Origin of the sequence: uncultured Jatrophihabitans sp. (genome assembly GCF_964252635.1) — a bacterium.
Lineage (GTDB): Bacteria > Actinomycetota > Actinomycetes > Mycobacteriales > Jatrophihabitantaceae > Jatrophihabitans.
In genome coordinates this window covers 68,182-88,393 of record NZ_CAXUNP010000001.1, presented here as the reverse complement: position 1 = coordinate 88,393, position 20,212 = coordinate 68,182, and the positions used below count along the sequence as shown (strand labels likewise).

At 71.4% G+C, this 20,212-nt stretch carries 21 protein-coding genes; 8 read left to right on the top strand and 13 right to left on the bottom strand.

From position 1 onward, the window contains the following. The first annotated feature begins 43 nt into the window (after positions 1 to 43). A complete protein-coding gene (locus ACFFCA_RS00395; protein WP_375480930.1) occupies positions 44 to 1,627 on the top strand; it encodes an adenylate/guanylate cyclase domain-containing protein in 1,584 nt (527 codons plus the stop codon). A gap of 85 nt (positions 1,628 to 1,712) precedes the next feature. On the opposite strand, the gene ACFFCA_RS00390 is transcribed toward ACFFCA_RS00395, so the two are convergent. Next, on the bottom strand, positions 1,713 to 2,780 hold the full coding sequence (locus ACFFCA_RS00390; protein ID WP_375480929.1) for a threonine aldolase family protein: 1,068 nt from the start codon (positions 2,778 to 2,780) through the stop codon (positions 1,713 to 1,715). Between the two features lie 209 nt (positions 2,781 to 2,989). Between ACFFCA_RS00390 and ACFFCA_RS00385 the strand changes: the two genes are divergently transcribed. Further along, positions 2,990 to 3,205 carry a hypothetical protein gene (locus tag ACFFCA_RS00385; RefSeq protein WP_375480928.1) on the top strand — a complete coding sequence of 72 codons (216 nt, stop codon included), beginning with the start codon at positions 2,990 to 2,992 and terminating at the stop codon, positions 3,203 to 3,205. A 26-nt stretch (positions 3,206 to 3,231) separates the two neighbouring features. On the opposite strand, the gene ACFFCA_RS00380 is transcribed toward ACFFCA_RS00385, so the two are convergent. From ACFFCA_RS00380 to ACFFCA_RS00370, 3 genes are read right to left on the bottom strand one after another with little or no spacing between them, the layout of a single operon-like run. After that, the gene (locus tag ACFFCA_RS00380; RefSeq protein WP_375480927.1) at positions 3,232 to 3,606 is read right to left on the bottom strand and encodes a nuclear transport factor 2 family protein; all 375 of its coding nucleotides are present in this window, start codon (positions 3,604 to 3,606) and stop codon (positions 3,232 to 3,234) included. A gap of 18 nt (positions 3,607 to 3,624) precedes the next feature. Further along, positions 3,625 to 4,230, bottom strand: coding sequence for a Maf family protein (locus ACFFCA_RS00375; protein WP_375480926.1), 606 nt, complete (start codon positions 4,228 to 4,230; stop codon positions 3,625 to 3,627). 3 nt (positions 4,231 to 4,233) lie between these two features. Further along, entirely contained in the window at positions 4,234 to 5,379 is a 1,146-nt protein-coding gene (locus ACFFCA_RS00370; RefSeq protein ID WP_375480925.1) for an acyl-CoA dehydrogenase family protein, read from the bottom strand. Positions 5,380 to 5,422: 43 nt separating this feature from the next. Between ACFFCA_RS00370 and ACFFCA_RS00365 the strand changes: the two genes are divergently transcribed. Beyond that, on the top strand, positions 5,423 to 6,220 hold the full coding sequence (locus ACFFCA_RS00365; protein WP_375480924.1) for an S-methyl-5'-thioadenosine phosphorylase: 798 nt from the start codon (positions 5,423 to 5,425) through the stop codon (positions 6,218 to 6,220). A 22-nt stretch (positions 6,221 to 6,242) separates the two neighbouring features. Here the strand turns inward: ACFFCA_RS00365 and ACFFCA_RS00360 are convergent, their stop codons facing one another. Both ACFFCA_RS00360 and ACFFCA_RS00355 read right to left on the bottom strand, forming a co-directional pair. Continuing rightward, a complete protein-coding gene (locus tag ACFFCA_RS00360; protein WP_375480923.1) occupies positions 6,243 to 7,397 on the bottom strand; it encodes a sensor histidine kinase in 1,155 nt (384 codons plus the stop codon). A gap of 9 nt (positions 7,398 to 7,406) precedes the next feature. Then, positions 7,407 to 8,099: a response regulator transcription factor gene (locus ACFFCA_RS00355; protein ID WP_375480922.1), complete on the bottom strand. Its 693-nt coding sequence runs from the start codon at positions 8,097 to 8,099 to the stop codon at positions 7,407 to 7,409. A 113-nt stretch (positions 8,100 to 8,212) separates the two neighbouring features. Here ACFFCA_RS00355 and ACFFCA_RS00350 point away from each other — a divergent pair, with 113 nt between their 5' ends. Continuing rightward, entirely contained in the window at positions 8,213 to 8,785 is a 573-nt protein-coding gene (locus ACFFCA_RS00350; protein ID WP_375480921.1) for a methyltransferase domain-containing protein, read from the top strand. Between the two features lie 10 nt (positions 8,786 to 8,795). Continuing rightward, positions 8,796 to 9,575: an enoyl-CoA hydratase/isomerase family protein gene (locus ACFFCA_RS00345; RefSeq protein WP_375480920.1), complete on the top strand. Its 780-nt coding sequence runs from the start codon at positions 8,796 to 8,798 to the stop codon at positions 9,573 to 9,575. A gap of 97 nt (positions 9,576 to 9,672) precedes the next feature. Here ACFFCA_RS00345 and ACFFCA_RS00340 read toward each other — a convergent pair whose 3' ends face one another. From ACFFCA_RS00340 to ACFFCA_RS00330, 3 genes are all read right to left on the bottom strand, one after another. Beyond that, positions 9,673 to 11,271, bottom strand: coding sequence for an APC family permease (locus ACFFCA_RS00340; RefSeq protein WP_375480919.1), 1,599 nt, complete (start codon positions 11,269 to 11,271; stop codon positions 9,673 to 9,675). 286 nt (positions 11,272 to 11,557) lie between these two features. Continuing rightward, positions 11,558 to 11,788, bottom strand: coding sequence for an acyl-CoA carboxylase subunit epsilon (locus tag ACFFCA_RS00335; RefSeq protein ID WP_375480918.1), 231 nt, complete (start codon positions 11,786 to 11,788; stop codon positions 11,558 to 11,560). Next, positions 11,785 to 13,395 (bottom strand): acyl-CoA carboxylase subunit beta, encoded by a 1,611-nt coding sequence (locus ACFFCA_RS00330; RefSeq protein WP_375480917.1) that lies wholly within the window; start codon positions 13,393 to 13,395, stop codon positions 11,785 to 11,787. The genes ACFFCA_RS00335 and ACFFCA_RS00330 overlap by 4 nt, the downstream gene beginning before the upstream one ends. A gap of 77 nt (positions 13,396 to 13,472) precedes the next feature. On the opposite strand from ACFFCA_RS00330, the gene ACFFCA_RS00325 reads away from it, so the two are divergent. The 3 genes from ACFFCA_RS00325 (at position 13,473) to ACFFCA_RS00315 (ending at position 17,116) form a co-directional block, all read left to right on the top strand. Beyond that, on the top strand, positions 13,473 to 14,264 hold the full coding sequence (locus tag ACFFCA_RS00325) for a biotin--[acetyl-CoA-carboxylase] ligase (RefSeq protein WP_375480916.1): 792 nt from the start codon (positions 13,473 to 13,475) through the stop codon (positions 14,262 to 14,264). 1,422 nt (positions 14,265 to 15,686) lie between these two features. Continuing rightward, entirely contained in the window at positions 15,687 to 16,229 is a 543-nt protein-coding gene (locus ACFFCA_RS00320) for a PH domain-containing protein (protein WP_375480915.1), read from the top strand. A 47-nt stretch (positions 16,230 to 16,276) separates the two neighbouring features. Further along, on the top strand, positions 16,277 to 17,116 hold the full coding sequence (locus tag ACFFCA_RS00315) for an aldo/keto reductase (RefSeq protein WP_375481041.1): 840 nt from the start codon (positions 16,277 to 16,279) through the stop codon (positions 17,114 to 17,116). Here ACFFCA_RS00315 and ACFFCA_RS00310 read toward each other — a convergent pair. From ACFFCA_RS00310 to pilM, 4 genes are all read right to left on the bottom strand, one after another. Beyond that, positions 17,103 to 17,492, bottom strand: a complete 390-nt coding sequence (locus tag ACFFCA_RS00310) for a prepilin peptidase (RefSeq protein WP_375480914.1) — start codon at positions 17,490 to 17,492, stop codon at positions 17,103 to 17,105. The two genes, ACFFCA_RS00315 and ACFFCA_RS00310, sit on opposite strands and share 14 nt — an antisense overlap. Positions 17,493 to 17,641: 149 nt before the next feature. Next, entirely contained in the window at positions 17,642 to 18,283 is a 642-nt protein-coding gene (locus ACFFCA_RS00305) for a hypothetical protein (protein ID WP_375480913.1), read from the bottom strand. A gap of 1 nt (position 18,284) precedes the next feature. Beyond that, positions 18,285 to 19,133 carry a hypothetical protein gene (locus ACFFCA_RS00300; protein ID WP_375480912.1) on the bottom strand — a complete coding sequence of 283 codons (849 nt, stop codon included), beginning with the start codon at positions 19,131 to 19,133 and terminating at the stop codon, positions 18,285 to 18,287. Next, the gene (gene pilM / locus ACFFCA_RS00295; RefSeq protein WP_375480911.1) at positions 19,130 to 20,176 is read right to left on the bottom strand and encodes a type IV pilus assembly protein PilM; all 1,047 of its coding nucleotides are present in this window, start codon (positions 20,174 to 20,176) and stop codon (positions 19,130 to 19,132) included. The genes ACFFCA_RS00300 and pilM overlap by 4 nt, the downstream gene beginning before the upstream one ends. Positions 20,177 to 20,212 lie beyond the last annotated feature (36 nt).

Sequence of the window (20,212 nt, the reverse complement as noted above, 5' to 3'; positions counted from 1 at the left end):
GGTCCTGCTCGCCGCCGGCCGCGCGGTGCGGAACAATCACCGCGTGGTTGCGCCTCCCGACGCCGACGCCGGGCGCCCCCCGGAGTCCGGTGACGTCGTGAAAGCACGCTCGGGCCGGCTCTACGTCCGCCGTTCGGACGACGACCGGCTCGACGTCGCCCAGATCGGCGCGAACCTGCCCTTCGTGCTGCGCACCGTCGGCGGGATCTCGGCGCTGGCCGTCGGGGCCAACGTCGCCGGCGTCGTGGTGCTGGCGCTGATCATCGCGGCCATCAACTCGCAGGTGACCACGCACCAGCAGAACGTCATCCTCGTCGTGGTGCTGGCGCTGCTCGCGAGCACTGTCCTGCTCGGCGTCAGCTCCGCCACCCTCGTCCAGCGGCGGACCCTGCGGTGGTTGCTGCGCGGTGATCGTCCCGACGACACCGACGCGCTGCGGGCGTTACGGATGCCCCGCGACCTCGCGGTCATCACCGTCGTCCTCTGGACACTCGGCGCGGCGGTCATGGCCGTCACCTTCGCCCTCGTCGACCTCGAGGCCACCCGGATCGTCTCGATCACCAGCGGCATCGTGCTGTCCGGGCTGAGCTCGGCCGGTGTCACCTACCTGCTCGTCGAGCGGGTCAGCGCACCCGTGGCCGCGCTCGCGCTCGAGACGACGCCGCCGCGCAGCGCGCCGGTGCTGGGGGTGCGTTGGCGGCTGCTCCTCATCTGGGTGCTGACCAGTGCCCTGCCGATCCTCGGCCTGATCCTCGTGTTCACCGCGCCGAGCGGCAAGACGCACGTCATCGGCGTCGGCATCGTGGTGTGCGTCGTGGCGCTGCTCGTCGGAGCGCTGTCCACGGCGCTGCTCGCGCGAGCCATCGGCAGCCCGCTGCGCGGCCTTGTCGAGGCGCTGGACCGCGTGGGGCACGGCGACCTCGAGGTGCGCACGCCGGTCGGCGACGCCGGTGAGATCGGCCTGCTGCAGAGTGGGTTCAACGACATGGTGGCCGGGTTGCGCGAGCGCGACCGGGTGACCGACCTGTTCGGCCGGCACGTGGGGTCGTCGGTCGCGCAGGAGGCGTTGCGCGACGGCGTCACGCTGTCCGGCGAGATCCGCGACGTCGTCGCCGTGTTCGTCGACATCACCGGGTCGACGAAGCGCAGCCGGGAGACGGACCCGGCCGAGTTCGTCGGCATGCTGAACCGGTTCTTCGAGATCGTCGTCGACGAGGTCGACGCCAACGGCGGGCTGCTGAACAAGTTCGAGGGCGACGCGGCGCTGTGCGTGTTCGGCGCACCCGTCGAGCTGGTCGACCCGGCCACGGCTGCGCTGCGCGCCGCACGGCGGATCCGCGACCGGGTCTTCGCCATGGCCGAGGTCGAGGTGGGCGTCGGGGTCGCTGCCGGCCCCGTGGTCGCCGGCCAGGTCGGCACCCAGCGGCGGCTGGAGTTCACGGTCATCGGCGACGCCGTCAACGAGGCGGCCCGGCTCACCGAGCTGGCCAAGGGGGTCCGGCAGCACCTGCTCGCGAGTGAGGACGTCCTGGGCCGGGCGCGCGAGGCCGAGCGGTCGGCCTGGGAGCCGGCCGGCGAGGTCGTGCTGCGCGGGCACGACGAGCCGACGCGCATCTGGACCTCTTAGCCCTGCGTCCCACCGTGCGGTGATCAACACGCGCGGCGCAGGGTTCAGGACCTGCGGAGCGTGCGTTGATCACGTGGAAGTGGGGCTAGCTTGCGGTCAGTTCGTCCAGGATCTCGGCGATGCGGGCCGGCTCGAGCAGGCAGGTGGCGCGCCCTACCGACAGCTCGCAGCGCACGACGTCCGGGTCGCCCGTCGGCATCGGCTCCGGCCACGCCCACACGCCTTGTTCCTCGGCGAGGCGCCGCGCGTTGGCGGCGAAACGGTCGCGGGTCACGCCGAACAGCAGATGCATCATCGGTGTCTGCGGCGGGTCGGGAACCATCCGGACGCCAGGGGCGGCGGCCAGGGCCGCGGCGATCGCCCGTGCGTGCTCGAGACGGGCGGGCATCTCGGCCAGCCGTTCGGGCAGCCGCGCCGATGCGGTCGCGGCGTTGGGCCACATCGCGAACAACGTGCCGCCGAGGCGTTTGCGCCACTCGCGGACCTGCCCGACGACCGCTTCGGAACCGACCACGCAGCACCCGGGCAGCGCCCCGATGCCCTTGTAGAACGACACGTAGGCGGTGTCGAACCGGCCCGCGATCTCCGCCGGGGTGCGGCCGTACCCGGCGCTCGCCTCCCACAGGCGGGCGCCGTCGAGGTGGGTGGCGGCACCCCGGTCGCCTGCCCAGGCCAGCTGGTCGCCGAGGTCGTCCCAGTCCGGCAGCTGACCGCCGAGGTCCCGTTGCGGCAGCTCCCAGAGCACCGCGGCCGGCGGCTCGGCCACGCCGTCGAGGTCGTCACGGGTCAGCAGGCGGTCCGCACCGCCGACGGCCCGCCCGGTCAACGCGTGCACGCGGGAGTACGCCTCGCCCTCGTGGGTCGCGAGGTGGCAGGTGGGGTGCCAGAGCACGGTCCGCCGCGCCCGCTGGTCAGCGTGCACCCGCAGCGTCGCGGCCTGGGCCATCGTCCCGCTGGGCAGGAACACGGCGGCCGGGAAGCCCAGGAGCTCGGCGATGTCGGCTTCCAGGTCGGCGACCACACCGCCGTCGCCGTACACGTCGGGCACGACGTCGTCGCCGATCGACGCGAGCAGGTCGACGGGACGTACCAGGCCGTCGCCGTGGATGAAGGTGTGGCACCGCTCGCGCCTGGCCCTGGTCTCGTCGTCCATGACACACACTGTGCCAAAGCCCGGACTACCGTGACGACGTATGGAGACGGCGGACGCGCGCAACCGCCGCGACCGGCTGAGTGCGGCGATCGAGCGGGACGGCCCCACCTGCGTCTGGTGCGGGCGGTGCTTCGGGCCGCTGGTGGCGCCGACGACCGACCACGTGGTGCCGCGGGTGAAGGGGCGGGCCGTCGTGGGCCGAGAACGAGTTGGCCGCGTGTGCTCGGTGCAACCACGAGCGTGGGCACGTCAGCCCGGCCGAGTGGCTGGCCGAATGCGAGCGTCGGGGCTGGGACAGCGACGCCTCCCGTGTCGTCCGGGCCCTGCAACGGCTCGACGGGACGATCCGGCGTCGCGGCGGCCAGCGGCGCGCGCGGCCGTACGTGGCCGGTCAGCTGCGCCGCCTGGCCCGCGCCACCGCCTGATCGGTGCCGTCGCCCGACCCCGTCGGTCAGGACGGCGTGAACGGCTGGGTGTCGTAGTACGTGGCGAAACGGGTGACGCGGCCGTCCGCGTCCACGTCGAGCAGGCTGACACCGCGGTAACTGATGTCGGAACCGTTGCTCAGGTGGCCGCTGCTGCTCCACTCGAGCACGCCCACCTCGCCGTCGGCCACCCGGTCGAAGGTGGAGCTGATGTCCTGGAACTGGTCGAGGTACTGCTGCCAGAACCGCTGTGCTCCCGACGTGCCCTGCTCCTGCTGCCCGGTCTCCGGACGGATGAGCTGCGGGTCGGCGGCGAAGACGGACGAGACGAACGCGTCGACGTCGCGGGTGCTCTCCAGCTGCTGCAGGGCGTCGGCGAAGGTCTGCGTGGGATTGCTCATGCCCCTGGCCTACCCGGCCTACCGCCGTTCGCGACCGGGCCAGCCCACGTCGGTGAGGTCGCGCCCGAGCTCGCCGAGCATCCGTCGCAGCCGAGGCAGCGAAACACCGACGACGTTGTGCGGGTCGCCGGTCACCCGCTCGACGAACCAGCCACCCAGCCCGTCCAGGGTGAACGCGCCGGCCACCGGCGACGGTTCACCGGTGGCGGTGTAGCGGGCGATCTCGTCGTCGGTGACGTCGGCGAAGGCGACGTTCGTGGCCTCGGCGGTGACCACCGAGGCGTCGCGCTCGAGGTCGAGCAGGCAGTGACCGGTCCACAGCGTGCCGGTACGCCCGCGCATGGCCTGCCACCGCTCCGCTGCCGCCTCCGGAGAACCCGGCTTGCCGAGGGCCACGCCGTCGAGGTCCAGCATCGAGTCGCAGCCCAGCACGATCGCCGCGTCGTCGATCGTGTCCGCGACCGCACGTGCCTTCAGGTCGGCCAGGGCGGCGACGAGCGATCCGGTGTCGGCCGCGGTCACGACCGACTCGTCGACGCCGCTGACGACCACCTCGGGATCGACGCCGGCCGCCCGCAACGTGGCCAGCCGGGCCGGCGACGCCGAGGCCAGGACGAACCGCAAGCCCTAGAGGCCGATCGACTTGGAGATGACGGTCTTCATGATCTCCGAGGTGCCGCCGTAGATGCGCGTGACGCGGGCGTCGGCGTAGCGGCGGGCGATCGGGTACTCGTTCATGAACCCGTACCCGCCGTGCAGCTGCAGGCAGCGGTCCACGACGCGTCCCTGCAGCTCGGTGCACCAGTACTTCGCCTTGGACGCGTCGGCCGCGGTGAGCTCGCCGTCGTTGAGCCGGTCGACGCAGCGGTCCAGGAAGGCCTGCGCGACGTCGATCTCGGTGACGACGTCGGACAGCACGAACTTGGTGTTCTGGAAGGCGCCGACCGACGTGCCGAACGCCTTGCGCTCCTTGACGTAGCGCACGGTCTCGTCGAAGGCGGCCTGCGCCTCGGCGACACCGGCCACCGCGATCGACGCGCGCTCCTGCGGCAGCTTGGCGGTGAGGTAGGTGAACCCCTCGCCCTCGTCGCCGAGCAGGTTCTCGACCGGGACGCGGACGTCGGAGAACGACAGCTCCGCGGTGTCCTGCGAGTGCAGGCCGAGCTTGTCGAGGTTGCGTCCGCGCTCGAAGCCGGGCATGCCACGCTCGAGGACGAGCAGCGAGATGCCTTTGTGGCGGTCCTCCCCGGTGCGCACGGCGGTGATGACGAGGTCGGCGTTGATGCCGTTGGTGATGAAGGTCTTCGCGCCGTTGACGACGTAGTGGTCACCGTCGCGCTTGGCGCTGGTGCGGATGCCGGAGAGGTCGGAGCCGGCACCGGGCTCGGTCATGGCCACAGCGGTGATCAGCTCGCCGGACGCGATCCCGGGCAGCCAGCGCTGCTTCTGCTCGTCGGTCGTGTAGGCGAGGAAGTAGGGCAGGCAGATGTCGTTGTGCAGCGAGAGGCCGAGCCCTGCTCCGCCGATGCCGGCGTAGGCGATCTGCTCGTCGAGGATCTGGTTGAACCGGAAGTCCTCGACCCCGCCGCCGCCGTACTGGTCCGGGACGGCCATGCCGAGGAAGCCGTCCTTGCCGGCCTCCTGGAAGACCTCGCGCGGCATGATGCCGTCACGCTCCCAGTCCAGGTAGTTCGGGACCACCACCTTGTCGGCGAACGCGCGGAATGCCTCCCCGAACGCCTGGTGCTCGGGCTCGTAGTGCTTGCGGTCCATGGGGCGCCTCCGCCGGTCGATGCTCGTTAGCCACAATAGGCGCATGAGCGTGGGCGAACCGATCGGCGTCATCGGCGGCTCCGGCTTCTACTCGCTGCTCGACGAGCCCGAGGAACACGTCGTCGAGACGCCCTACGGGATGCCGTCCGGCGCCCTGACCCGTGGCACGCTGGCCGGCCGGCCGGTGGCCTTCCTGCCGCGTCACGGCGCCGACCACCGGTTCGCGCCGCACGTCGTGCCCTACCGCGCGAACCTCTGGGCGCTGCGTTCCGTCGGGGTGCGCCAGGTCGTGTCGCTGTCGGCCGTCGGGTCGCTGACCACCGCGTTGCCCACCGGCACGCTCGTGGTGCCCGACCAGCTCGCCGATCGCACGCACGGTCGCGCGCACACGTTCTTCGACGCGGGCACCGGCGTCGGGCACGTGTCCTTCGCCGACCCGTACTGCCCGCGCGGCCACGCGGCGGCGACCGGCAGCGACGAGCCGGCGCATGACGGCGGGACGCTCGTCGTCGTCAACGGGCCGCGCTTCTCCTCACGTGCCGAGTCGCTGGAGTTCCAGTCGCACGGGTGGTCGATCATCGGCATGACGGCCATGCCCGAGGCGGGCCTGGCCCGAGAGCTGGCGCTCTGTTACACGACGCTGGCCCTCGTCACCGATCTCGACGCCGGCGTCGAGGCGGGGGAGGGCGTCACGCACGGCGCGGTGCTCGAGCAGTTCGCGGCCAACCTGCCGCGGCTGCGGGCCCTGCTCGTCTCGATGCTGGAACGGTTGCCGGTCGAGCAGGGCGATTGCGTGTGCGGCGACACCAGCGGCCTCCCCGACACCCACGTCCTGCCGTAGAGCGCCCGAGAAGGGGGACGGGTCAGGCGGCGGCGGTCAGCGGCAGCAGCACGCGGAACCGGCAGCCGCCCTCGGTGTTGGCGACGTCGACCGTGCCGGCGTGCGCCTCGACGATGCCGCGGGTGATCGCCAGCCCCAGGCCGGCGCCGGCCGCGTTGAGCTGGGTGCGGTTGATCTCGCCCGTCGTGCGGGCCTTCTGCCCGCGGTAGCCGACCTCGAAGACCCGCTCCAGCTGCGCCTCGGGGATGCCGCCGCACTCGTCGCGCACGATCAGCTCGGCCACGGGGCCGCGGCCCATGCTGGTGACCTTGACCTGCACGTCGACGTGCCCGCGCGCCCGGGTGTGCCGGATGGCGTTGGCCACCAGGTTGGTCAGGGCGCGGTTCAGCTCGGGCTTGCTGCCGTTGACGGTCGTCACGCCCAGGACCGAGCCGCTGAGGTGGATGTTCTTGGCCGCAGCCACCGGCTCGAGCGCCGCGACGCAGTCCGACACCAGGGCGTCGAGAGAGAGGCGCTGCCGCTCGTGCGACACCACCCCGGCCTGGATGCGGGACAGGTCGAACAGGTCCTCGACCATCTGGTTCAGCCGCTCGACCGAGGCGCCGATCTGCTTGTAGTAGGCGTCCGGGTCGTCGACCACGCCGTCCTCGAGCGCCTCGGCCATCGCCCGCAGGCCGGCCAACGGAGTGCGCAGGTCGTGACTGACCCAGGACACGAGTTCCCGACGCGACGACTCGAGGGCACTCTCGCGTGCGCGCGTCTCGGCGAGCGCGGTGGCGGTCGCGAACAGCTCACGACGCACCTGCTCGTTCTCGGCCGACAGCTTGCGCCCGGTGGCGGCCGGGATGCGGCCCTCGCCGAGCTCGGCCACCGCCGTACGAAGCGCGTCCGCGTCCTTGCTGAAGTGCCGCGCGGCCAGGTAGGCCACCGCCCCGGTGACGCCGACCGACAACGCGGTCAGCACGGCCATCGAGCGCCAGTTCGAGTCCGGCACGAGCATGGCGTGCATGCCGCCCCACATCGCGCCCTCGGACGCGGCCGCGCCGGTGAGCACGGTGGTCACCAGCAGCCCGGTGAGCGAGCGCCGGCGCACCGGGGTCAGCAGGAACCACACACCCACGCCGGCGACGGCCGTCCAGAGCAGGGCCAGCAGGATGTTGGTGGCGGTGAGGTTCACGGCACGACCTCAGTCCGCAGGCAGTTCGAGGCGGTACCCGATACCCCAGACGGTCTGGATGAGCGTGGGGTTGGTGGGGTCCTGCTCGACCTTCTCGCGCAGCCGACGCACGTGCACGGTGACGGTGGACTGGTCGCCGAACGTCCAGCCCCACACCTCCTGCATCAGCTGCTTGCGGTCGAAGGCCTGACCCGGATGGGCGAGCAGGAAGCTCAGCAGGTCGAGCTCGCGCACGGTGAGGGCCAGCTCCTCGCCGTCGCGGGTGGCGCGGCGAGCGGCCGTGTCGACCGAGATGGGGCCGGCCGTCAGCACCGTCCGGGCCTCGGTCGGGGCGGCGGCCCCGGCCCGGCGCAGCACCGAGTCGACGCGCAGCACGACCTCGCGGGGCGAGAAGGGCTTGGTGACGTAGTCGTCGGCGCCGACCTCGAGCCCGGCGATGCGGTCGTCCGGCTCGGCGAGCGCGGTGAGCATGACGACCGGCAGCTCCGGCCAGGTCGCGCGGACCTGTCGGCACACCTCCAGGCCGTCGACCTTGGGCAGCATGAGGTCCAGCACCATGAGGTCGGGACGGTCCTCGCCGACCGCGTCCAGCGCGGCCTGGCCGTCGGCCGCGCGCCGGGTCGTGTGCCCGGCCTTCTCGAGGTAGGTCACCAGAACGGACGCGATCGTGTCGTCGTCGTCCACGACCATCACCTGTGCCATGGCGATCATCCTAAGGACGGCCTGAAGAACGGGGTAGTCGAGCGCTGGGCCGCGACCGGACCGTCATCGCCTCGTAAGGGTTCGCGACGGTTTCGGTCCATACCCTTGGCGCGGTGACCGCGTGTTCCCTGGATTCGGCAGCGCTGCACATCGAACGGTGGCTCGCCCCCACCGACGCCGTCGACGACGCGGTGCTCGACCGCTGCACCGGACCGGTGCTTGACGTCGGGTGCGGCCCGGGCCGCTTCGTCTCCGCGCTCGCCTTCCGGGGCGTCGTCTCGCTCGGCGTCGACATCTCCGAGACGGCGGTGGCGCTGGCCCGTAGCCAGGGTTTCCCGGCGCTCTTGCGCAGCGTGTTCGGCGCACTGCCGGGGGAGGGCCGGTGGCCCACCGTGCTGCTGATGGACGGGAACATCGGCATCGGCGGGGATCCACGTCGCCTGCTCGACCGCATCGGGATGCTGCTGCAGGCCGGCGGGGAGGTGATCGTGGAGGTCACCGCGCAGGACGACGTCGACGACGTGGTGGACGTCTGCTTCACCGAGAACGGCAAGCCGGTGGGCCCGTCGTTCGCGTGGTCGGCGGTCGGGCTGCCCGCGCTGCGGCGGTACGCCGTGGCCGCCGGGTACGGCGTGGGGCAGACGTGGAGCGGCGGCGGGCGCACCTTCGTGGTGCTGACTCGCTAGATTGCGCGCTGTGCCCGATACCCCGGTCGACCTGTCCTACGACGGCCCGCTGGCCGTCGTCACGTTCCACTCGCCGCCGCTGAACCTGTTCACGCCGGCCGTGATGGACGCACTGGCGTCCGCCCTCGGCCAGGTGGCGGACTCCGGCGCGCGCGGCCTGCTGATCCAGGCCGAGGGACGCGCCGTGTCCGCCGGCGTCGGCGTCAACTTCTTCGCCACCCTCGACGCGGTGTCCGGTGCCGCGGTGTGGCGTGACTGGCTGCAGGTCGTCCACGCGCTCGAGGACCTGCCGATCCCGACCGTCTTCGCCGCGCACGCGCTGTGCCTGACCGCCGCCTTCGAGATCTCGCTGGCCTGCGACCTGCTCCTTGCGGCCGAGTCGGCGAGGTTCGGCCTGGTCGAGACCGTCGTCGGCCTCACGCCGTCGATGGGTGGCCCGCAACGCCTCGTCGAACGTGCCGGGCCCGCGCGCGCCCGGGAGCTGATCTACACCGGCGAGCTGTTCGACGCCGCCACCCTCGAGCGCTGGAACGTCGTCAACCGCGTCCTGCCCGACGACGGCTTCCGCGAGGCCGCCCATGCCTTCGTACTGCGCCTCGCGAACGGGCCGACCCGGGCCCACGCGGCGACCAAATTGATCACCGCGACCGCGGCCCGCGACGGTGCGCGCGCCGCCGACGACCTGACCCCGCTGGTCAGCGGCGCGCTGTTCGCCAGTGACGATCTCCAGGGCGCCGTTTCGTCGTTCCTCGCCGACGGACCGGGCAAGGCCACCTACACGGGTCGGTAGACGCCGGGGGCGGCCCACCGGTCCGAGCGTCTCCGGAACAGCGCCACGGCGAGGACGGCGGCACAGACCAGCATGACGATGCCGACGGCCACCACGATCATGCGGTTGCCGCGTTCTCCGCGCCCGTGCCCACCATCCGACGACCCGACGACAGCGCCGCGGCGTAGGTGCCTGCGCCGAGCGCGGCCACGAGAAGCGTGTCCCACGGGGAGCCCACGGCGTCGTGGCCGCCGAAGCTGCCCAACGCCGAGAGAACGACGAGCAGCAACAGGTACACCACGATCCACGCCCCCCGGCGCAGCTCGGCGGCGACGTGAATGCCGGGCCGGTTGCGGGCGGTCGCGAGGTACAGCGGGACACCGACGAGGGTGAGCGGCAAGGCCAACCGCAGGTCGTGCCACCCGGACCAGTACACGAACTCGGTGGCGGCGATGAAACTGACCGGTGCGAGCACGCGCATCGGCGGGATCCACCGTGCCACCGGGGGTCGTCCCGGTTCGGCGAGCACCGCGGCCGACACCGCGACGGCCGCGTACGTCAGCAGGTACAGGTCGCCGACGACGCTGACGATGTCCTGCCAACCGGAGAACGGCAGCAGGAAGACCAGGATCACCGCCAGGTTGAGCAACAGCGCGCGCCGCGGGATGCCCGAGCGGCGTTCGACGGCGAGGAAGAAGCGCGGCAGCACCCGGTTCGCGGCCAGCGCGTAGGTGTGCCGCGCGTCCACGGCGACCCCGACGTACGCGGAGCCACCCGGGGACACCACCGCGTCGGCGTAGAGCAAGGTCGACAGCCACTGCAGGTTCAGCACGAGGGCCAGCTGACCGAACGGCGAGTCGAAGTTCACGCCGTTCCAGCCGTGGCCGAGCGCGGACTCCGGCACGGCGAACAGGAACGCCACCTGCAGCAGGAGGTAGGCGACCACCGACAGCACGATCGCGGCGACGATCGCACGGGGCACGTCGCGACGAGGGTCACGCGCCTCGCCCGAGAAGTCGGCCGCGGCCTGGAACCCGTTGACCGAGTAGACGATGCCACCGGCGGCCAGGGCGCTGAGCACGGCGCCGTACCCGTAGGGGGCGAAGCCACCGTGGTCGTGCAGGTGGCTGGGATGGAAGCCGGACGCGATCAGGGCGACGACGGTCAGCGCCGGCACCACGAACTTCACCACGGTGATGACGTTGTTCAACGACGAGAACAGCTTCACGCCGTACCAGTTCAGCGCCGACAGCAGGACGGCCAGGCCCATCGCCACGAGCACGCCGGGCACGGTCAGCGAGCTGCCGGACTGCAGCCACGGCAGGTAACGGTCCGCATAGCCCAGGATCGCGGACACCTCCGCGGCCGTCCCGCCGACGGTCAGTAGCACGGACACGCCGACTACGGAGGCGACGAGCTGGCCGTTGCTCTGCCGCGGCCAGCGGACGGTGGCGCCACCGGCGGGCCGGGTGCCGCCGAGGTCGACGATGACGAGCGCGATGAGCAGGCACAGTGCGCCGGCCAGCACCCAGGACAGCAGGGCGGCCGGCCCCGCCGTCTGCGCGGCATACATCGCGGCGAACAGCCAGCCGGAGCCGAAGATGTTCGAGAACCCGATGGCCGTCAGGCCCCAGAAGCCGAGCCCGCGACGCAGGCGCGCGTCCTCGGCGCGATCGGCGTCGAGGAGGTCGGTAGTCGCGGCCGAGCTGGTGGTCACGACGCGGATCGTCCCCGGGGCGCTCCGTCCGCAATCAGAGGTGTTTGGGTTGCCCGGGACAGCTGACCGTGACCCGCGACCTCTCACTGCCAGCCCTTCCGGTCCGGGACGGAAGGCGTTGCGCCGAGCTCCTTTGAGGTCTGCACGCACACCCGCAACGCCGCAGCCCACGGGTTGCCGGTGTGCGTGCAGAGCACAAGCAGCGAGGCAGAAGCCCCCCGGCCGGGGCGCGCAGATTTCGAGCCCAACGAACGCCAGGTACTACGAACCCGACGAGGCCCGAGCGCTACCAGCCCGACGAGCGCCACGCCCCCGGGCCGGGATAGAGCTGACGGCGGTACAGCCGCGTCGCGTCCCGCCACCCGCCGCGCGGGGTGGGCGCGCTGGGCGCGTCCGGCTCGCCCGCCGCCGACAGCAGCGCGGTCAGCACCGCGACGTCCTCGGGCGAGGCGTCGCCGCGCACGATCCGCAGCGCCGGTCGCCCTGCCGTCATCTCGTTCGAAGGTTCGTCAGTCACAGCGGGATGTTCCCGTGCTTCTTCGGGGCCAGCGACTCGCGTTTGTTGCGCAGCATCCGCAGGGCACGGATGACGTAGGCGCGCGTCTCGGACGGGGGAATGACGGTGTCGACGTAGCCGCGGTCAGCGGCGATGTAGGGGTTGAACAGCTCGTCCTCGTACTCCTGCACGAGATCCGCGCGCAGCGCCTCCGGGTCGTCGGCCTTCGCCAACCGCTTGCGGTACAGGATGTTCGCCGCGCCCTGGGCACCCATGACCGCGATCTGCGCCGTCGGCCACGCGATGTTCAGGTCGGCGCCGAGGTGCTTCGAGCCCATGACGTCGTACGCGCCGCCGAACGCCTTGCGGGTGATGACCGTGACCTTGGGGACGGTGGCCTCGGAGTAGGCGTAGATGAGCTTGGCGCCGCGCCGGATGATGCCCGCGTGTTCCTGGTCGACACCGGGCAGGAAACCGGGGACGTCGACGAGCGTCAGCACCGGGATGTTGAAGGCGTCGCAGGTGCGCACGAACCGCGCGGCCTTCTCCGAGGCGTCGATGTCGAGGCAACCGGCCAGCTGCATGGGCTGGTTGGCCACGACGCCCACCGGATAACCCTCGATGCGGCCGTAGCCCACCAGGATGTTCTGCGCGAACAGCTGGTGCACCTCGAGGAACTCACCGTCGTCGAGCAGGTGGTTGATCACCTCGTGCATGTCGTACGGGGTGTTCGCCGAGTCAGGGATGAACGAGTCGAGGAACGCGTCGTCGTCGGTGGTGGTGTCGCTGACCTGGGTGTCGTACACGGGCAGCGGGTCCAGGTTGTTCGACGGCAGGTAGGACAGCAGCGACTTGACGTAGTCGATGGCGTCCTGCTCGTCCGTCCCCAGGTAGTGCGCGTTGCCGCTCTTGGTGTTGTGCGTCCGCGCGCCGCCGAGCTCCTCCAGCGACACGTCCTCACCGGTGACCGTCTTGACGACGTCCGGGCCGGTGATGAACATCTGCGAGGTCTTGTCGACCATGACCACGAAGTCGGTGAGCGCGGGGGAGTAGACGTGGCCACCGGCCGCCGCCCCCATGATCAGCGAGATCTGGGGGATGACGCCGGACGCGCGGACCGTGCGGTGGAAGATCTCGCCATAGAGGCCCAGGGAGACGACGCCCTCCTGCAGGCGGGCGCCGCCGCCCTCGTTGATCCCGATAACCGGGCAGCCGGTCTTCATGGCGAAGTCGAGGACCTTGACGATCTTCTCGCCGTACACCTGGCCGAGCGCGCCGCCGAAGACGGTGACGTCCTGGCTGAAGACGCACACCGGCCGGCCGTCGACCGTGCCGGCGCCGGTGACGACGCCGTCGCCGTAGGGCCGGTTCTTCTCCATCCCGAACGAGGTCGACCGGTGCCGGGCGAACGCGTCGAACTCGGCGAAGGATCCCTCGTCGAGGAGCGCCTCGATGCGCTCCCGGGCCGTCATCTTGCCCTTGGCGTGCTGCTTCTCCACGGCGCGGGCGGACCCGGCGTGCACCGCCTCGTCGAGGTGCTTGCCGAGCTCGGCGAGCTTACCGGCGGTGGTGTGCGGGTCAGGGGCGTCGCTCGCAGGGGCGGCTGCGTCGGCGGGATCGGCTGCCATGCGCCAGAGCTTAGGCGGCAGGCGGCCTGCAGCGGGCACGGAGGTGACGAAGCGCTCGGCCTCGCTACGGTGGTCCGGTGCTCGACCGTTCGCCGCTCGACCCGGACCGCATCCGCGCTGCTGCCGGGCCGGCGTGGCCGGTGGTCCGCGTGGTCGAGCGCACTACGTCGACCAACGCGGACCTGGTGGCCGACGCCGAGATCGCGGACCGCACCGTGCTGGCCGCGGAGGAGCAGACCGCGGGCCGTGGGCGCCTGGACCGTTCCTGGTTGGCGCCCCCGCGCTCGGCTCTGCTGTTTTCGGTGGCGCTGCGACCGTCCGTCCCGGTGCGCCACTGGGGATGGCTTCCGCTGCTCGGCGGGGTGGCCACGGTCGAGGCGGTGCGCTCCGTCGCAGGGGTCGACGCGATGCTGAAGTGGCCGAACGACGTGCTCGTCGACGGCCGGAAGGTCGCCGGCATCCTGGCGCAGAGCTCGGGCGAGATGGCCGTGCTCGGCATCGGGCTCAACGTGTCGCTGACCGAGGCCGAGCTGCCGGTACCGACCGCGACGTCCCTCCAGCTCGCGGGTGCGACTGGAACCCTGGACCGCAGTGCGGTGCTCGGCGGTGTGCTGGCCCGCCTCGATGCGTGGCTCGTGCGCTGGTCAGCGGCGGACGGTGACGCTTCGACGAGCGGCCTGGCCGATGCCTACCGCGCGGTGTGCAGCACCCTGGGCGCCGACGTCCGGGTGTCGCTGGGTGACGGCCGCGTCCTCGAAGGACGGGCGCGCGACGTCGATGATCTCGGTCGGGTGGTCGTCGACGCCCCCGACGGGGTGCATGCGGTCAGCGCCGGAGACGTCGAGCATCTGCGCAACCGTCAGGGTTAGCCGCGTCCGGTACAGCAGCACGGTGACACAGGCGGCGGCGGCGAACCCGGTCGCCAGCAGGACGGGCGCGGCCACGGGGTGACCGTGGGTCAGGGCGCCGCGCGCGTTGTCGAAGGTCCAAGGACGGTCGGCGTAGGGACCGCGGAAGAACAGGGCGCCGACGGCCTGCCACGTCACGGACACAACCACGAGACCGCCGAACACCGCACGCCGTCCGGCCCGAAGCGATGTCCATTGCGTCCAGCACAGCGCCAGCAACGGTGCGCACAGCGTGAGCGGTTCGATCGGGTACCGGTAGCTCCAGAAGAACACCCCGCCGGTGAACACCTCGCACTTGAGCTGCACCAGCTCGTAGGCTGCTGCTCCCACCGCGCTGGAACGCACCCACGTCGGCGCACTCCGCCAGGCTCTGACGAGGCCCGGCAGCAGCATGAGCAGGAACGGCGAGCCGACCAGGATGCCTCGCCCGGGAGAGACCAGCGTGCCTGCGATCTTCTCGGCGAGGTCGGGCCAGGCCGCGGGGCCGACGTCGAACAGGGAGCCGACGTAGCCGTGGGTGCCCAGCGCGACGGTGTCGGTCGACGACCGCGTGGCGGGGGAGCTCGGGAGGGAGACCAGGTAGGCCCAGTACGCGGCGGCGCCGACGGCCGTCGCTCCGCCGACGAACAGGAGCGGGGCTACGCGACGCTGCTTCCACGCCGCGATGATCCCGTTCGCGGCCGCCGCGATGGCGAGGGTCGGCCGGACCGTCATGGCCACCGCGTACGCGACGCCGGCCCGGCCGTACCGGTTCGCGGCCAGTGCCCACAGGGCCACTGCGATCGCCAGCTGGTCCGGGCCCTGCGGGAACAGAGCCGTGCCGGACACGGCCCACGTCGTAGTGGCGGTCGCCGCGATCAGCGCGGCGACGAGCGCGGCACGGTGGGTCAGGACGTGCGTGAGCGCCAGCGCCAGGGTCGCCATCGCAGCGGCGGTGACGCCGGCCGCGGTGAGCGAACCGGGCAGCGGGCTGAAGGACGGGACGGCGCCGAAGAGGCGGTACGCCGGCGCCGCCAGGAACAGCAGGCCCGGCGGCCGGTTCGACACCGCCTGGCCGTGCACGAGGTCGATGACCCACGGGTTCCAGCGCGGCCAGGACGTGGCTCGCAGCAGCGGTGTGCCGTGGTGGGCGACGGACCACGCGGACGGTGACACGGCCGTGGGGTCGGAGCTCATGTCGAACGGATTGGTGCGCATTGTTGCGACGTAGAGCACGAGGGTCGGCGCGAAGGCCGAGAGCCACAGGACGCGCCGGGAGGCGTCGAGCCGGTCCCCGGCGCGCGCGGCGACCGAACGCATCGTGTGAAGCACGCGTAAAATCTAGCGAAGATCGAACGCCCTGACCAGAGTGTCGGCGCAGCTGCGCCCGCTATCTTCTCGACCATGAGTTACCCGGAGAAGCTGCTCGCCGACGACGAGCGCGTGGTCGAGCACCTGCACCCGCACTGGATCACGCTGGTGCCGGCCACCCTGTGGTTCCTGCTGATCTGTGCCGCGGCCGGCGTCGGCGCCTACTTCGCGCCCGACCACGGCACCCAGCGCACGGTCGTGCTCATCGTCATCACGGTCGTCGCGGTGCTGCTCTTCCTCTGGCTCAGCGCGGGCCCGTGGATCCGCTGGCGCACCACCCACTTCGTACTGACCACGCACCGCGTGCTGATCCGTCGTGGCGTGCTCACGCACACCGGGCGCGACATCGCGCTGCAGCGGATCAACGACGTGGCCTTCACCCAGTCCTTATGGGACCGGATGGTCGGCGCCGGCACGTTGGTGATCGAGTCGGCCGGTGAGCACGGCCAGGAGGCCCTGAAGAACGTCCCGCACTCCGACCAGGTGCAGCAGAGCCTCAACCGGCTCATCGAGGAGGACGACCTGCGCCGTTCCCGCCAGGCGCACCCGGGCCGGTACGGCCCCGAGGGTGGGTGAGACGACGGACCGGTGAGACGACGCCCGGCGTCGGGTACTTCGACGGCATGACTGTTCCGGACATCCACCTCAACGACGGCAAGACCATCCCGCAGCTCGGCTTCGGGGTGTTCCAGATCGAGCCGAAGGACACGGCCGAGGCCGTCTCCCAGGCCCTGCAGATCGGCTACCGCCACATCGACACTGCCGAGATGTACGGGAACGAGAAGGAGGTCGGTGAGGCTGTTGCCTCGTCCGGCCTCGACCGCTCGGACCTGTTCATCACGAGCAAGCTGAACAACGGTTTCCACCGCCCCGACGACGCTCGTCGCGCATTCGACCAGACGCTGAGCGACCTCGGGCTCGACTACGTGGACCTGTTCCTCATCCACTGGCCGCTGCCGACGCGGTACGACGGCGACTACGTGTCCACCTGGCAGACGCTGGAGGAGTTCTACCGTGACGGCCGGTCGCGCTCGATCGGTGTCTCGAACTTCAACCCGCACCACCTGCGGCGGTTGCACGAGGAGACCACGGTCCGCCCCGCCGTCGACCAGATCGAGGTCCACCCGTTCCTCGCCCAGGACGACGTGCGGGCGTTCTGTCACGAGCACGAGATCGCGGTCGAGGCCTGGTCGCCCATCGCTCAGGGTGCAGTGCTCGACGACCCCACGATCACCGAGATCGCTCGCCGGGTCGGCAAGTCCACGGCCCAGGTCGTCCTGCGCTGGCACATCCAGCGGGGCGACATCGTCTTCCCGAAGTCGGTGTCACCCGAGCGGATGAAGGAGAACTTCGAGATCTTCGACTTCGAGCTCGAGGACGTTGACATGGCGATGATCACCGGGCTGGACCGGCACGAGCGCACCGGCCCCGACCCGGACACGTTCGACCTCATCCCGTCGTAGGCCGCCGTACGTGGTCGAAGGCCATCAGGCCGAGGCTGAGTCCGAACGCGCAGACCACGAGCAGCGCGGGCAGGACCGGTGTGACGCCGGCCAGCAGAGTCGAACCGAAAAACAGCAGGCCGGTACCGCCCTCGACCAACGGGTAGCGCGCGCTGATCGGCAGTCGGCAGGTCGCACAACGTCCACGGAGCATCAGCCAGCCGAGCACGGGCACGTTGTGCCTGCTGCGGATGGCGGTGTCGCACCGTGGGCAGTGCGACCCCGGGTGCACCACGGACTCGCCGCGCGGAACCCGATAGACGACGACGTTGAGGAACGAGCCGATCGCCAGCCCGAACACGCCCACGAGTGCAGCCAGCAGAACCAGGGGTGTCATCTCGGACCTTTCCGTGTTGTCTCGATGGTCATGAACCGGCGCCGCGGCTCGTCCCGCCGCCCCCGACGCGACGAGCCGCGACGCCGTTCATGGGTCACCGCGCCCCCCAGCGCAGCGACGTCTGTCCCGGGACTCGCGTCCCGGTAGCTCTATTCGGCGGGCCGCACGAAGGCGGTCATGGTCAGGGTCATGGTGGTCAGCCGGCCGGTGGTCTTGCTCAGTGTCACGGAAGTGACCAACAACGCCCGGGAGCCCGTGGTCTGGACCGCCGACAGGAAGCTGTTGAGCGCGGCAGGCACCCCCGAGACCGTGGCCCCGACGGCGATCGACGACAGGGTCGACGTGGGGGTGGCCGGTGCAGCCGTGCCGGCGGACGTGCTGCCCGACGAGCTGGGTGACGACGCCGTCGGAGTGGCCGGTGTGCTGGGGGTCAGTGCCGTCGGCTGGCCGACGGTCAGGGAGGTGATGGCCGTGGACGTCGCCGACGCCGTCGACGCGAGATCGCGGATGAGCTGCGGCGTGGCCGTCCGGTCGTCGGCCGTCGGGAGCGCGCGCTGTGCTTTCGCGAGCGCAGCACGGTACGTCGTCAGCTGCTTGCTCTGGGCGGTCAGGCTCGCGATCCGGGACTGCAGGGTGGCGGTCTGGAACGACGTGTCCGACGCGTCCCTGCGCACCGAGGCGGCACGCGAGCGCTCGGGCCCGATGAGCAGGAAGTAACCGACGGCGGCCATGATCAGCGCGACGAGAGCGGCGCCGACGACCCAGAGTCGTTCGGTTTGGGTGCGTGGCATGTCAGTTCCCTACCGGAGCGGATGCGGTGGTGGTCGGTCCCGCGGGTGGCGCGGCCGCGGTGTTGGACGGCGCGGAAGCCGTCGGTGCGCCGGACGTCGCTGCGACTGGTGCCGCTGCTGTGCCCGTGCGCGGAGCGGTGGTGGCGTAGCGACCGCCCTGGACCGCCGCGGTCAACGACGCGGTGATCGTGAAGGTGATCGTGTGGCTCGTATCGGTGGTCGCCGCAGTCGTCGGCGTCACTCCGGTGAGGCCGGGTACGCCGGCCAGGGCGCCGGCGTAGTCAGCGACGTCGCGGTAACTCGCAGCCTGGCCGGTCAGGGACAGGGTGCCGACAGGTGCTGCGGTCGACGAAGTCGCGCCCGGGGCGACCGGCGCTGTCGGGGCCGGTGCGCCGGATGCGCCACCGGCGCCGGTCGCGGCGTTCATCCCGGTCAGCGCCAGACCCCGTGGGGCGAGCCGCTGCATCGTGGCGACGAGCTTGGCCCACGGGACGTCACCGGCCATCGCCTGGGTGAGCTGGGTGGTGATCTGCTGGGTGTCGCCCTGCACACCGGTCACCGCGGCGAAGCGCGTCACCTGTTGGTTGAGCGCACCGTTGCGCTGGTTGGCAGCGGCCAGCGCATCCTCGGCCTTGCTCGTCTGCTGGCGAGCGAGGGTGTCGCCGAGGCCGATGACGAGCGCGAGGGCCACGAAGCCGAAGACCATGCGTCGCTTGACATGCGCGAGGCGCCGGCGCGCGCGTACCTCGTCGGGCAGCAGGTCGGCGCTGATCCGGGCGAGCGGACCGGAGTGCGCGTCGAGGGCCAGGGCGATCGCTGCGGGTGGGGGCGGCGTGTCGATGATGGTCATGACGCTGCTCCCAAGGCCAGGCCGACGCACACGGCCGAGGAGGTACGGAACCGGCGCAGCGCGTCGGCCTCGTCGCGGTGTCGTGCAGTGGTGACGTACTGGAACGGGTCACCGTGGACGACCGGCAGGTCGAGCGAGCGCGTGATCAGGTCGTCCAGACCGGGCAGCTGCGCGCCACCACCGGCCAGGCACAGGCGACCGATCGCGTGGTCCGGGTGTGCCGACAGGAAGAAGCTGATGGAGCTGCGGATTTCGTTCACGAGGGGGCGGAGCGCGTCGTTGACGACCTCGCTGACCGCGACGTCGGGTCCGTCGGACGCGCCGAATGCCCCGGTACCGACACGCGCCTTGTGCGCCTCGGCCTCATCGCGGGACACCCCGAGCCGGTTCACCAACATGGCGGTGACGTCGTCGCCGCCGCGCGGGATCGTACGTACGACCCGCGGCACGCCGTTGGTGTGGACGACGACCAGGGTGCGCTCGGCGCCCATGTCGACGACGGCCTCCGGTCCGGCGGTGGCCGCAGCGAGGGCCCGGAGCACGGCGAAGCCGGCCAGATCGACACTCTCGACGTGCAAGCCGGCCTTCTCCACCGCATGCACCGTGTCGACGATCGCTTCCTTCGGCGCGGCGACGAGCAACCCGGACACGGTCTCGGGCTTGCGGCCGGGACCCAGCGGACGGAAGTCGAGGATGGCCTGGTCGGCGGGGAACGGCAGCACGTCGCGCACCTGGTGGGGCAGCGCACGACGCATGTCCTTCGGCTGCAGATCGGTGATCTCGACCTCGCGGACGACGACCTGTTGGTGGGTGACACCGAGGCGGACGGACTTGGCGCGGAAACGCTTGCCCGACCAGAGTTCGCGGACGGCTCCGGTCACGGCGCGCTGGTCCTGGACCACGCCGTGCTTGGTGGCGCCGTCTGGCAGAGAGGTCTCACCGAAGGCGTCGATCACCTGACGATCCTTCGTGCGCGCGACCTCGACGGCGCGAACGGCATGCGACCCGATGTCCAGGCCAATGCTCACCGGTGTTGTTGCCATGACGGGCTCCTTAGGTCGTGCGACGTGCAGTGGGGG

Coding starts and splice junctions, on each gene's coding strand:
- ACFFCA_RS00390 (WP_375480929.1), bottom strand. CDS start 2,780: ATGGACGACGAGACCAGGGCCAGGCGCGAGCGGTGCCACACCTTCATC.
- ACFFCA_RS00380 (WP_375480927.1), bottom strand. CDS start 3,606: ATGAGCAATCCCACGCAGACCTTCGCCGACGCCCTGCAGCAGCTGGAG.
- ACFFCA_RS00370 (WP_375480925.1), bottom strand. CDS start 5,379: ATGGACCGCAAGCACTACGAGCCCGAGCACCAGGCGTTCGGGGAGGCA.
- ACFFCA_RS00365 (WP_375480924.1), top strand. CDS start 5,423: ATGAGCGTGGGCGAACCGATCGGCGTCATCGGCGGCTCCGGCTTCTAC.
- ACFFCA_RS00355 (WP_375480922.1), bottom strand. CDS start 8,099: ATGGCACAGGTGATGGTCGTGGACGACGACGACACGATCGCGTCCGTT.
- ACFFCA_RS00330 (WP_375480917.1), bottom strand. CDS start 13,395: ATGGCAGCCGATCCCGCCGACGCAGCCGCCCCTGCGAGCGACGCCCCT.
- ACFFCA_RS00320 (WP_375480915.1), top strand. CDS start 15,687: ATGAGTTACCCGGAGAAGCTGCTCGCCGACGACGAGCGCGTGGTCGAG.
- ACFFCA_RS00315 (WP_375481041.1), top strand. CDS start 16,277: ATGACTGTTCCGGACATCCACCTCAACGACGGCAAGACCATCCCGCAG.
- ACFFCA_RS00310 (WP_375480914.1), bottom strand. CDS start 17,492: ATGACACCCCTGGTTCTGCTGGCTGCACTCGTGGGCGTGTTCGGGCTG.
- ACFFCA_RS00305 (WP_375480913.1), bottom strand. CDS start 18,283: ATGCCACGCACCCAAACCGAACGACTCTGGGTCGTCGGCGCCGCTCTC.
- ACFFCA_RS00300 (WP_375480912.1), bottom strand. CDS start 19,133: ATGACCATCATCGACACGCCGCCCCCACCCGCAGCGATCGCCCTGGCC.
- pilM (WP_375480911.1), bottom strand. CDS start 20,176: ATGGCAACAACACCGGTGAGCATTGGCCTGGACATCGGGTCGCATGCC.